11 protein-coding genes are annotated in these 12,302 nt (G+C 74.7%); 5 read left to right on the forward strand and 6 right to left on the reverse strand.

Translation table 11 applies throughout. The features are described from left to right. Positions 1–323: 323 nt before the first annotated feature. Entirely contained in the window at positions 324–2,345 is a 2,022-nt protein-coding gene (locus HUT16_RS35790; RefSeq protein ID WP_176192156.1) for a SpoIIE family protein phosphatase, read from the forward strand. Positions 2,346–2,443: 98 nt separating this feature from the next. Here the strand turns inward: HUT16_RS35790 and HUT16_RS35795 are convergent, their stop codons facing one another. From HUT16_RS35795 to HUT16_RS35815, 5 genes are all read right to left on the reverse strand, one after another. Continuing rightward, positions 2,444–2,869, reverse strand: coding sequence for an SRPBCC family protein (locus tag HUT16_RS35795; protein ID WP_176192157.1), 426 nt, complete (start codon positions 2,867–2,869; stop codon positions 2,444–2,446). Between the two features lie 138 nt (positions 2,870–3,007). Continuing rightward, the gene (locus HUT16_RS35800; RefSeq protein ID WP_176192158.1) at positions 3,008–3,379 is read right to left on the reverse strand and encodes a M48 family metallopeptidase; all 372 of its coding nucleotides are present in this window, start codon (positions 3,377–3,379) and stop codon (positions 3,008–3,010) included. Between the two features lie 121 nt (positions 3,380–3,500). Beyond that, complete coding sequence (locus HUT16_RS35805; protein ID WP_176192159.1) at positions 3,501–4,916, reverse strand: hypothetical protein; 1,416 nt, start codon at positions 4,914–4,916, stop codon at positions 3,501–3,503. 309 nt (positions 4,917–5,225) lie between these two features. Further along, on the reverse strand, positions 5,226–5,621 hold the full coding sequence (locus tag HUT16_RS35810) for a Zn-ribbon domain-containing OB-fold protein (protein ID WP_176192160.1): 396 nt from the start codon (positions 5,619–5,621) through the stop codon (positions 5,226–5,228). A 204-nt stretch (positions 5,622–5,825) separates the two neighbouring features. After that, positions 5,826–6,554, reverse strand: a complete 729-nt coding sequence (locus HUT16_RS35815; RefSeq protein ID WP_176192161.1) for a TetR family transcriptional regulator — start codon at positions 6,552–6,554, stop codon at positions 5,826–5,828. A 97-nt stretch (positions 6,555–6,651) separates the two neighbouring features. On the opposite strand from HUT16_RS35815, the gene HUT16_RS35820 reads away from it, so the two are divergent. From HUT16_RS35820 to efeU, 4 genes are all read left to right on the forward strand, one after another. Beyond that, on the forward strand, positions 6,652–7,803 hold the full coding sequence (locus tag HUT16_RS35820) for an acyl-CoA dehydrogenase family protein (protein ID WP_176192162.1): 1,152 nt from the start codon (positions 6,652–6,654) through the stop codon (positions 7,801–7,803). A 325-nt stretch (positions 7,804–8,128) separates the two neighbouring features. After that, a complete protein-coding gene (gene efeO, locus HUT16_RS35825; protein WP_176192163.1) occupies positions 8,129–9,289 on the forward strand; it encodes an iron uptake system protein EfeO in 1,161 nt (386 codons plus the stop codon). 182 nt (positions 9,290–9,471) lie between these two features. Next, positions 9,472–10,767, forward strand: a complete 1,296-nt coding sequence (gene efeB, locus HUT16_RS35830) for an iron uptake transporter deferrochelatase/peroxidase subunit (protein WP_176192164.1) — start codon at positions 9,472–9,474, stop codon at positions 10,765–10,767. 43 nt (positions 10,768–10,810) lie between these two features. Further along, positions 10,811–11,659: an iron uptake transporter permease EfeU gene (gene efeU, locus HUT16_RS35835; protein ID WP_176192165.1), complete on the forward strand. Its 849-nt coding sequence runs from the start codon at positions 10,811–10,813 to the stop codon at positions 11,657–11,659. 71 nt (positions 11,660–11,730) lie between these two features. Here efeU and HUT16_RS35840 read toward each other — a convergent pair whose 3' ends face one another. Further along, positions 11,731–12,294: an EF-hand domain-containing protein gene (locus HUT16_RS35840; RefSeq protein ID WP_176192166.1), complete on the reverse strand. Its 564-nt coding sequence runs from the start codon at positions 12,292–12,294 to the stop codon at positions 11,731–11,733. Between the last annotated feature and the right edge of the window lie 8 nt (positions 12,295–12,302).

Raw genomic sequence — 12,302 nt, forward strand, 5'->3', positions numbered from 1 at the left:
CGGACGGCGGACGCCCCCGGCCCGCCACCGGAACTGACGTTCCCTCAGGTGAACAGGGGTTGGTGGGAACCGGTCCACCGGCCGCGGAAATCCGGGCGCGGCCATTGGCCCGCTCCGATCCGGGAGTGTAGGAATGGGCGTATGACCCGGTTCCGGGCAGCACCCGGTGGACGCAGCGTGGCGGACCAGAGCCCTCCGCGACAGCTGTCCAGCGCCTCGCGCCCCGTCCCCGCGACGCCCCGGGCCCACGCCCAGCCCCAGCCCCAGGCTCGCGTCCCCGCTCCGGCTCCCGTCCCCGTCCCCGTCCCCGCCGGACGGCCCGGATGACGGCCGCCGCCCCCCGAACGGGTCGCCACCGCGCTCCCGAACCCGTCCTGGTCCGCGAAGGCGTGCTGCTGCTCGACGCCAATCTGCTGATCCGCTACGCCAACGACGAGGCCCGCCGCCTGCTCGACCTGCCCGCGGACTGCGCGGGCCACCGGCTCGACGCGTTCGCCCTGCCGGCCGCACTCACCGTCCTGCTGCGCGGCGGCGAGCTGGCCGGCGTCCCCGTCACCGTCCACGGCCGCCCCCTCACCGTCGACCTGCACCCCGCCGACCACGCGGGCGGGACGTCCTGCCGGATCGCCACCCTGCGCGACAGCGCCCCGCTCACCGGCCCCGACACCGCCCGGCTGCGGCTGGAACTGCTCTACCGGGCCGGCGCCTCGATCGGCACCACCCTCGACATCACCCGCACCTGCGAGGAACTCGCCGCCGCCCTCGTCCCCGCCTTCGCCGACTTCGCCTGCGTCGATTTGTACGAGGGCGTCCCGGCCGGCGGCGAACCGCGCCCCGACCGGGGCCGCCCGCTGCGCCGCGCCGCGCTGGCCGGCGTCACCGAGCTGCCGCCGCTGCTGGCACCCGGCTCGCCCGTCCCGCTGATCCCCGGCACCCCCCGGGCCCGGGCCGTCGCCGGACTGTGCTCGGTGGTCGAGCCCGACCTGTCCGCCGCGCTGGACGCCTGGGACGAGGTCAGCCCCGGCACCGTCGACGCGATGCGCGCCCAGCGGGTGCACACCCTGGTCACCGTGCCGCTGACGGTCGGCGGGACGCTGCTGGGCGTGGCCACCTTCTGGCGGGCCCGCCCGCGCCCGGCCTTCGACGAGGAGGACCGCACCCTCGCCGAGGAGCTCACCGCCCGCGCCGCCGTCCTGGTCGAGAACGCCCGCCGCTACACCCGCGAGCACACCGTGGCCGTCGCCCTCCAGCACAGCCTGCTGCCCGCCGGCCTGCCCGAGCAGCACGCCCTGGAGGTCGCCTCCCGCTACCAGCCCGCCCAGGCCGGGGTGGGCGGCGACTGGTTCGACGTCATCCCGCTCTCCGGCGCCCGGGTCGCCCTGGTCGTCGGCGACGTGGTCGGCCACGGCGTGCACGCGGTGGCCACCATGGGGCGGCTGCGCACCGCCGTGCACACCTTCTCCTCGCTCGACCTCGCCCCCGACGAGTTGCTCGGCCACCTCGACGCCCTGGTCAACCGCCTGGACCAGGAGCACCCCGCGCCCGCCGGAGCCGAACGCCCGATCACCGGCGCGACCTGCCTGTACGCCGTCTACGACCCGGTCACCCGCCGCTGCACGCTCGCCCGGGCCGGCCACCTGCCACCCGCCGTGGCCTACCCCGACGGCCGGGTCGAGATCGTCGACCTGCCCGCCGGGCCGCCGCTCGGCGTCACCGGCCTGCCCTACGAGACCGCCGAGCTCGAACTCCCCGAGGGCAGCCGGCTCGTGCTGTACACCGACGGGCTGCTGGAGTCCCGCGACCAGGACATCGACCACGGCCTGAAACTGCTGCGCACCGCCCTCACCCGCCCCGACCGGGGCCCGGCGCAGACCTGCGAGGACCTGCTCGCCGCTCTGCCGCCCGCCGACCCCGCCGACGACATCGCCCTGCTGGTGGCCCGCACCCGCGCGCTGCCCGCCGACCACGTCGCCGACTGGGACGTCCCCGCCGACCCCGCCGCCGTCGCCCGGATCCGCGCCGCGGTGCTGCGCCGGCTCGACGACTGGGGCCTGTCCGAGCAGGCCTTCGCCGCCGAACTCGTGCTCAGCGAGCTGATCACCAACGCCATCCGGTACGCCGCCGCGCCGATCCGGGTCCGGCTGCTGCGCGACCGGGCGCTGATCTGCGAGGTCTGGGACGGCTCGGCCACCTCCCCGCACCTGCGCCACGCCACCGACACCGACGAGGGCGGGCGCGGCCTGTTCCTGGTCGCCCAGCTTGCCGAGCGCTGGGGCACCCGCTACCCCGCCAGCGGGAAGGTCATCTGGGCGGAACTGCCGCTGGGGGAGTCGCCGGGGCGGTAGCGCCCGACGGTCTCACCCGGGCTCGTCAAAGCCCGCCCGGACCCGTCAAAGCCCGCCCGGCCCGCCGGAGCCCCGCCCGGCCCGCCGGCACCGGGGTCTCACTCCTCGCAGAGCTGCTTGAACAGCTCCAGGTCGGCGCGGACCGCCTCCTCCACCGCCCGGCCCTGCGCGAAGCCGTTCGGGCCGCCCAGCGCCCCGGCCAGCTCCTGCGGGTCGTACTCCAGGCGCAGCTGCACCCGGGTGTGCGCGGCGTCCAGCGCGCGCAGCGCGAAGGTGCCGCGCAGCGGCGGCCCGTCCACCGTCTCCCAGCTCATCACCCGGCCGCGCCCGTGGTCGGTCAGCTCGGCGTCCACCTCGTGCCGCTCGCCGCCGAACTCCACGTCCAGGTGCGCGTGGTGCCGCCCGTGGGCGCAGGCGTGCACCACCCCGGCGACGAACAGCGGGTACTCCGCCACCCGGTGCAGCTGGGACCAGGCCGTCCCCACTGGGGCGGTCACCTCGATCTGCTCCTCCAGCGTCCGCATCGGCCGCACCTCCGCGTCGGTTCCGTCAGCGCGCTCCCTCCAGCCTGCCAGGGCCCGGCCCCGGCCACGACAGCACACCGCCCCCGACCGTCCGGTCCGACGGTCGGGGGCGGTGCGCCGACAGTGCGCCAGCAGTGCTCAGGCTTCGGGGAAGTCCCCGTCGAGGACGGCGGCCAGCCGCAGGTACGGGGCAGCCTCGGCGGCCCGGCCCTGGCGCTCCAGGACGCGGCCGAGCACCAGGTGCGCGTAGTGCTCCACCGGGTCGCGCGCGATCACCTCGCGCAGCTGCTCCTCGGCGCGGCGCAGCTGGGCCGAGTGGTAGTAGGCGCGGGCCAGCAGCAGGCGCGGGCCGACCTGCTCGGGCACCTCGTCGACCACCCCGGCCAGGATCAGCGCGGCGTCCGAGTACGCCTTGGAGTCGAAGAACAGCCGGGCGCGGGCCCAGCGCTCGGCGGTGCTCTCGCCGGGGGCCACGAGGGACGCACTGCCGTGGCGGAGGTCGGTGGTCATGCCTGCTCCTTCCCGTTTCCGGGTCCTGCCGGGCCGTGGCGGCCCGACAGGTGGTTGAACATTCACCGACCAAGGGGTATTCCGCGCCCCGCAGCGCCCGCCGGGCACCCTCCGCCGCCGCTCAGCGGGCCGCCGACAGCTCCAGCAGCCGGTGCATGAACGGCACCGGCAGCGCCGGGTTCGCCGCCGCCGCCTCCGGCTGCGCGTCCGGCTCCAGCGCGTCCAGCAGCGCCCGCAGCGGCAGCCGCGGATCGCCCGCCGCCGCCCGCGCCACCACCGGGTCGCCGTCCGCCACCAGCTCCACCAGCAGCTCCGGGGCCGGTGCCGGATCGCGCAGCGCCGCCAGGCGCAGCGCCGGCTCCGCCCGCCCCGCCCACCGGGCCAGACCCGGCGCCGGGAACCGGGGGTCGGCCACCAGCGAGGCCGGGCCGAGCAACTGCTCGTACACCGAGCGCAGCAGCTCGCCCGGCGCGTCCGCGCAGCGCTCCGCCAGCGCCAGGCGCACCGCCAGCTCGTCGTCCGCCGCCAGCACCGCCACCACCTCGGCGGGCAGCCGCTCCAGCGACGCCACCGCGCAGCGCACCAGCGGGTGCGCCGAGCGGGCCAGCCGCAGCAGCTCGGCCGGATCGTCCGCCCGCCGCGCCACCCACGGCAGCTCCGGCAGCACGTCGGGCACCCGGTACGCCACCGCCGAGCGCTGCGCCTCCGTCAGGTCCGCGCGCAGCGACACCGCCAGGCGCACCGCCTCGTGCGGGTCGGTCGCCAGCTCCAGCGCCAGGTCGGTCGGCAGGTGCGGGTTGCCCGCCGCCGCGGCCCGGATCCGCGGGTCGTCGTCCAGCACCAGCCACTCGCCCAGCGCCCGCTCCAGCGGCGCCGAGGCCGCCGTCCGCTCCCGGCGGGCCGGGTCGCTCTCCGCGATGTACCCGGACAGCGACACCGGCAGCTCGCGCTCCACCCGCAGCGCCCGGCGCACCGCCGCCCGCACCGCCGGGTCGCGGTCGGCCCGCAGCGAGGTGCGCACCCGCGGCTGCAGCTGCGGCCAGGAGTCGGTCCGCACCGCGGCCGCCCGCACCAGCGGCGAGGTGTCCTGGGCCAGGTTCACCAGCAGTTCCAGCGGCAGGCCCGCGCAGCCCGGCACCCGGCGGCGGGTGTCCGGGTCGCGGTCGACGGCCAGCCCGGCCGGCGCGGCCGGCGGCGGCACCGTGCGGTGCGCCGCCGAAGCGGCGGCCCGGCGCACCCGGCGCTCCCGGTCGCCCGCCAGGGCCGCCAGCGCCTGCGCGGGCAGGCCCGGGCGCTCGGCCAGCGCGGCCCGCACCGTCCACTGCGGGTGCTGCCGCGCGGCCTCCAGCACCGGCCCCGGCAGCTCAGGTCTGCGGACCAGCCAGCCGGGCTCCGCGCCGTCCTCCAGCAGCCGGCCCAGCACCTCGGCCGGGGCCCCCGGATTGGCCGCCAGACCACTGCGCCAGGCCCGGCCGGGCGGCGGGCCCGACAACGGGCGCCAGCCGGCGGCCGACTGATGTGCGCTCAGATCGAGCACGTGCGAGTACCTCCCCCGGAACGACAAACGCCACCGACCCTACCCGCGCACCGTTGATGCGTGCACCGGTTCCCGCCAGGGAGGCACAGGGCGGACACGGGATGTCGGAAGTGTGCGCACGGCACGGACGTCCGAAGGAGGAACGCCCCCGTCCGGTGGCACTCAGTGTCAGCGGACGGGGGCGCGGACCGGGAGCCGGTGGGGCGGCGGCCCGGGGCAGGGGGGCGGAGCCGGAGGCTCGGGCGGGGGCGGTGCGGAGGCGGTACGGAGGTGGCGGCGAGGGTCGGGGCGGGGGGTGGCGCGGGGCGCTCAGAGCCGGGCCGAGAGGCGGAAGGTCAGCACCCGGCCGCCCTCCTCGCTGGTCACCAGGTGCACCCGGGCGCCGATCGGCACCGCGCCCGGCAGACCGCCGAGCACCGCGGCCTGCACGGTGAACCCCTCGTCCAGCACGATCAGGTAGGGGCGTCCGGGCTGCGCGCCGCGCCGGGTCGGCCGCAGCAGGCGCTGCACCGTGCCCTGGCCGCAGGCCCGCGCGGGCGTCAGGTCGGCCGAGCCGCACACCGGGCACAGCAGGCAGGCCGTCGAGCTGGCGGAGTGGCACCAGCGGCAGCGCCGGTAGTCGAGTTCGGCCTCGCCCGGCTGCGGCGGGAAGGCGGTGGAGTGCTGCGGGGCGAGCGGTGCGGACGGGGCGAGTGTGAGTGTCATGGCCGTCTCCTCCCTGGGACATGGACGCGCCGCCGTACCGCCGCCCGGGAGCGGGCGTGCGGTCGGGGCGCCTGCCAGAAGGAAGGTATGGCACTCAGTGCCTCGTGTAAAGGTACGCAGTGCCAGTCGTATCGGCCGATCTTCGGCGGATCGTCAGGGCCCCCGGGAGGGCCGGCGGGGTCGGGCAGGGCGGCCGCCGGGCGCTCAGCCCTCCAACGCCGCCTCGACGCCCTGGACCACCCGCCACATCGGGGTGCCCCGCCGGGCCACCATCACCACCACCTCGTCGTCCTGCGAGGCCGGGCCCGCTCCGCCCCCGGCCCCGCCGCCCCAGGTGTCGACCACGAGCTGGAGCGCCTCGTCCACCGCCGCCCCCACGTCGCCCTCGCCGCCCGAGCGCAGCCAGGAGCGCAGCGCGTAGTTGTGCGCGGCCACCACCGCCGCCGCGATCACGTCCGCGCGCAGCGCGCCGTCCGAGCGGGCCGCGTACCGGGTGCGCAGGTGGCCGGCCAGGGTGCGCTCGTAGCGCCACACCACCGACAGCTCGTGCACGCGCAGGGTGGGCACCTGCTTGGTCAGCCGGTAGCGCCCCACCGAGAACGCCGGGTTGCCCGCGTACATCCGCAGCACCAGCCGGGCCGCGTCGCACACCTGCTCCACCGCGTCGCCCGCCGGGTCGGCCGCGGCCAGGAAGGCGGTCATGTCCGCCAGGCAGCCCTCGTGGTCGGGGAACACCACCGCTTCCTTGGAGGGGAAGTACCGGAAGAAGGACCGCCGGCCGACGCCCGCGAGCGAGACGATGTCGTCGATCGTGGTCTGCTCGAAACCCCGCTCCGAGAACAGCTCGAACGCCGCCTCCACCAGCGCGTCCCGCATCGTCGGACGCGCCGGGCCGCCCCCGGCGGCCCGGTCCTGCTCATGCACCTCGCTCATACCCGGACGGTAGCACCGACCGGGGTGTTCGGGCTGGGCCAGACGACACTGAGTGTGCATAATCGGGGGTACTGAGTGCCACACCGAGGAGACTGCCATGACCCAGGACTTCGACCTCTACCGGCTCGGCGAGGAGCACGAGATGCTCCGGGAGTCGGTGCGCTCGCTGGCGGAGGCGAAGATCGCCCCGTTCGCGGCGGCGGTGGACGAGGAGGGGCGTTTCCCGCAGGAGGCGCTGGACGCGCTGCAGGCCGCCGACCTGCACGCCGTGCACGTCCCGGAGGAGTACGGCGGCGCGGGCGCGGACGCGCTGGCCACGGTGCTGGTGATCGAGGAGGTGGCGCGGGTGTGCGCGTCCTCCTCGCTGATCCCGGCCGTCAACAAGCTGGGCTCGCTGCCGGTGCAGCTGTCCGGCTCGGAGGAGCTCAAGGCCAAGTACCTCGGCGCGCTGGCCCGGGGCGAGGGCATGTTCTCCTACTGCCTCTCCGAGCCCGAGGCCGGCTCGGACGCCGCGGGCATGCGCACCCGGGCGGTGCGCGACGGCGACTTCTGGGTGCTCAACGGCGTCAAGCGCTGGATCACCAACGCGGGCGTCTCCGAGTACTACACGGTGATGGCCGTGACCGACCCGGAGAAGCGCTCCAAGGGCATCTCCGCGTTCGTGGTGGAGAAGGGCGACGAGGGCGTCTCCTTCGGCGCGCCGGAGAAGAAGCTCGGCATCAAGGGCTCGCCCACCCGCGAGGTGTACTTCGACAACGTACGCATCCCGGCGGACCGGATGATCGGCGAGGAGGGCACCGGCTTCGCCACCGCGATGCGCACGCTCGACCACACCCGGGTGACCATCGCCGCCCAGGCGCTGGGCATCGCCCAGGGCGCGCTGGACTACGCCAAGGGCTACGTGAAGGAGCGCAAGCAGTTCGGCAAGCCGATCGCCGACTTCCAGGGCGTCCAGTTCATGCTGGCCGACATGGCGATGAAGCTGGAGGCGGCCCGGCAGCTGACCTACGCGGCGGCGGCCAAGTCGCAGCGCGGCGACGGCGACCTGACCTTCTTCGGCGCGGCGGCCAAGTGCTACGCCTCGGACGCGGCGATGGAGATCACGGTGGACGCGGTGCAGCTGCTCGGCGGCTACGGCTACACCCGGGACTACCCGGTGGAGCGGATGATGCGCGACGCCAAGATCACCCAGATCTACGAGGGCACCAACCAGGTGCAGCGCATCGTGATGGCCCGCAACCTGCCCTAGCGCAGCGGTGTCCCCGGGCCGGGGGCGCGGGGAGCCGGAGGGCTCCGCGTGCCCCCGGCGGCGTTCCGGGGCGAGTGGTTCCGGTCACAGGCGGGGCGGGCGCACGGTTCACGGCGTGAGCGAAGTCCCGTTGGCCGTGCGGGAGTTGGCCGGAAATGGCCGGTGCCGGGGGCCGGTCGGGAGGGCGCTCCGCGGCACGGGGTGTCGACCCGGTATGGCGGGGGATCTAAGGTATGCCTTAGCTTACTGGGCGACCGCCGGGGGGTTCCCCGGAGCGGCCGCCGCATCGGCCCGACCCCGCGTCCCCCTCGTCCCTGGAGTGAGCATGCCCGCCCGTCGTACGTCCGCTGCCGCGTTCCTCGTCCTCGCCGTGGCGGGTGCCGCGCTGGTGGGGTGCTCGAAGAAGGACGACGGTGGGGGGAAGGCCTCGGCGGACGGTGCGTCCGGGCCGGTGCAGGTGACCGCGACGGACGACAAGTGCGAGCTGTCGAGGACGTCCTTCCCGGCCGGGCACGTGGAGTTGGCGGTGGCCAACAAGGGCGGCAAGGTCACCGAGGTGTACGTCTACGCGGACGGGGACAAGATCGTCACCGAGCGGGAGAACATCGGTCCGGGCACCAAGGTGACCGTGAACGCGGAGATCAAGGCCGGTACCTACGAGGTGGCCTGCAAGCCGGGGATGACCGGTGACGGCATCCGGCAGAAGATCACGGTGACGGCGGGTGCCTCGGCTCCGGCGAAGGCGGACGAGCGGCTGACCCGGGCGGTGGCGGACTACCGCACCTACGCGCAGGAGCAGGCCGACGCGACGATCCCGGTGGTGGAGCAGTTCGCGGCCGCGGTGACCGCCGGGGACGTGGAGAAGGCCAAGTCGCTGTTCGCCGCCTCCCGGGTGGGCTGGGAGCGCACCGAGCCGGTGGCGGAGAGTTTCGGTGACATCGACCCGAAGACCGACACCCGCGAGGACGGTCTGGAGGAGGGCCAGGCGTGGACCGGCTGGCACCGGATCGAGAAGTCGCTGTGGGAGGACGGGAAGATCGGCGACGAGGAGAAGACCCTCGCCGCCCAGCTGGTCTCCGACCTGAAGGACTGGCAGAAGCGCGTCCCCGAGGCCGAGATCACCCCGACCGGCATGGCCAACGGTGCCAAGGAACTGCTGGACGAGGTCTCCAAGAACAAGATCACCGGTGAGGAGGACCGCTACAGCCACACCGACCTCTCGGACTTCGCCGCCAACGTCGAGGGCGCCCGCCAGGCCTACGAGCTGCTGAAGCCGGTCGCCTCCGAGAACGACCCGGAGCTGTCGAAGACCCTGGACGCCGAGTTCGAGAAGATCACCGCCCTGCTCGGCAAGTACCGCGCCGCCGACGGCACCTACACCTCCTACGAGAAGGTCACCGAGGACGAGCGCAAGACCTTCTCGGACGCGGTGAACTCGCTGGGCGAGCCGCTCTCCAAGCTGGCCGCCGCGGTCGTCGTCAAGTAGCCGTCGAGCAGCCGTCGAGCGGTGGCCGGGGGCGCGGCCGGGAACGGTCAAGCCCAGGTCAAAGGGGGCGGGCTGCCCGGGATGTCCTGGTAAGGGCAGCGTAAGCTAAGTCTCCGTCAGGGTGCTGTCGCGGCCGCGGCAGCACCCGTACCCGGTTTCACGTCCGAGAGGGAACGCCAGAGATGGACGCCGAGAACGAGCAGCAGGCGGCCCCCGCCGAGGACGGCGGGCAGGCGCAGCAGCACGCCGGGCTCAGCCGACGGGCCATCATAGGCTGGGCGGGAGCCGGTGTCGCGCTCGGCGCGGCCGCGGTCGGCACGGTGGCCGCCGCGACCATGTCGGGCGGGGACGGCGCTCCCGCCCCGCAGGCGCCGGAGGTCCCGTTCTACGGTGAGCACCAGTCGGGCATCTCCACCCCGGTCCAGGACCGGCTGCACTTCGCCGCGTTCGACGTGATCACCGACGACCGGGACGCCCTGGTGAAGATGCTCAAGGAGTGGACGAAGGCCGCCGCGTCGATGACCGGGGGGCGCGAGGTGGGCGGCGGCGCGGTCGGGGTGGTGCCCGAGTCGCCGCCGGACGACACCGGTGAGGCGCTGGGCCTGCCGGCCTCCCGGCTCACCCTGACCATCGGCTTCGGGCCGACGCTGTTCGAGAAGGACGGCACCGACCGGTTCGGGCTGAAGGCCAGGCTGCCGGAGGCGCTGGTGGAGCTGCCGAAGTTCCGGGGCGACCGGCTGGAGGCGGCCCGCAGCGGCGGCGACCTGTGCATCCAGGCCTGCGCGGACGATCCGCAGGTCGCGGTGCACGCGATCCGCAACCTGGCGAGGATCGGCATGGGCGTGGTCAACGTCCGCTGGTCGCAGCTGGGTTTCGGCAAGACCTCCTCCACCACGCCCGACAGTCAGACCCCGCGCAACCTGATGGGCTTCAAGGACGGCACCCACAACATCGCCGGCACCGACGCCGACGCGCTGGCCCGGCACGTGTGGGTCGCCCCCGGCGACGGCCCGGACTGGATGACCGGCGGCTCCTACCTGGTCGCCCGCCGGATCCGGATGACCATCGAGACCTGGGACCGCTCCTCGCTCAAGGACCAGGAGGACACCTTCGGCCGCACCAAGATCGAGGGCGCCCCCTACGGCAAGCAGCAGGAACGCGACACCCCCGACCTGTCGGCGATGCCCGCCGACTCGCACGTGCGCCTGGCCCACCCCGACAGCAACGGCGGCCTGATGATCCTGCGCCGCGGCTACTCCTTCACCGACGGCACCGACGGCCTCGGCCGCCTGGACGCCGGCCTGTTCTTCCTGGCGTACCAGCGCGACACCCGCAAGGCGTTCGTCCCGCTGCAGACCAAGCTCGCGGCCAACGACAAGCTGAACGAGTACATCACCCACGTCGCCTCCGCCCACTTCGCCTGCCCGCCCGGGGTCCGCAAGCCCGGCGAGTGGTGGGGCCAGAGCCTCTTCGGCTGACCCCCGCCCCTTCCCTCTCCCTTCCGAAACGAGGAGAACCGCCGTGTTCGCCAACTACCTGATCGGCCTGCGCGAGGGCCTCGAAGCCAGCCTGGTGGTCTGCATCCTGATCGCCTACCTGGTCAAGACCGGCCGCAGGGACCGCCTCGCACCGGTGTGGGCCGGCGTCGGCGCCGCCGTCGCCCTGGCCGCGGCCTTCGGCGCGGTGCTCCAGTTCGGCTCCAGCCAGCTGTCCTTCGAGGCCCAGGAAGCCCTCGGCGGCAGCCTGTCGATCATCGCGGTCGGCCTGGTCACCTGGATGGTCTTCTGGATGCGCCGCACCGCCCGCCACCTCAGGAGCGAACTCCACGGCAGGCTGGACGCCGCGCTCGCCATGGGCACCGGCGCCCTCGTCGCCACCGCGTTCCTCGCCGTGGGCCGCGAGGGCCTGGAGACCTCGCTGTTCATCTGGACCGCCGTCCAGGCCACCGGCGACGGCTGGGACCCGCTGGCCGGCGCCGCCCTGGGCCTGCTCACCTCCATCGTGCTGGGCTGGCTGTTCTACCGCGGCGCGCTGAGGATCAACCTGGCGAAGTTCTTCACCTGGACCGGCGGCATGCTCGTCGTCGTCGCCGCGGGCGTCCTCGCCTACGGCGTCCACGACCTCCAGGAAGCCGACTGGCTCCCCGGCCTGTCCGCCCACGCCTTCGACATCTCCTCCACCATCCCCGCCGACAGCTGGTACGGGACCCTCCTCAAGGGCGTGTTCAACTTCCAGCCCGACCCGACCAAGGCCCAGGTCTGGGTCTGGGCCCTCTACCTGGCGCCCACCCTCTACTTCTTCTTCCGCAAACCCGCCGCCACCCCGCCCCAACCCGCCCAGGTCTCCGCCCCGAAGACCGGGACGGCCTGAGCCGGAGCGCGGACGGACCGCCCGGGGCTGCGCACGATCGCGGCCCCGGGCGGTCCGGCGTTTCCGGGTCCTCAGGAGAGCGGGCCGTAGAGCCGGTTGCCGGGCGCGTCGGGGTCGGAGCTGAGGTAGAACTCCTGGAGGGCGAGCAGGAGTTCGTCGACGGAGAGCCTGCCGCTGCCGTCGGTGTCGAGGTGCCGGAAGGCGGCGGCGCGGTGCTCCGGGGCGGTGCGGAAGACCTCCTGCCAGACCTGGAACTCCCGCTCGTCGACCTCGCCGTCGCCGTCGGTGTCCAGGAGCGCGACCACGGCCTCGGTCAGCGGGCGCAGGGCGGTGCGGAAGCCGTCGGGGGAGGTGACGAAGGCGCCGGTCATGCCCGCCCGGTACTCCGCGGGGGTCAGGCGCTGGTCCCCGTCCGCGTCGGCGGCCTCGGCCAGCGCCTCCCAGTAGCGGTCCATGCCCGCCATCAGCGCGGTGCCCTTGGGGGAGGTCGGCGGCTCGCCGAACGCGGAGAGCAGCCGGGCGCCGAGGGTGAGCAGGTCCTCGCGGTCGACGGTGCCGTTGCCGTCCGCGTCGAGGTGGCCGAAGCAGAGGGCGATCTTGCGGTCGAGCAGGGGCGGGCCGGAAAGCGCGGTCATGGGGTGCC

This window comes from Kitasatospora sp. NA04385, assembly GCF_013364235.1.
Taxonomy (GTDB): Bacteria; Actinomycetota; Actinomycetes; order Streptomycetales; family Streptomycetaceae; genus Kitasatospora.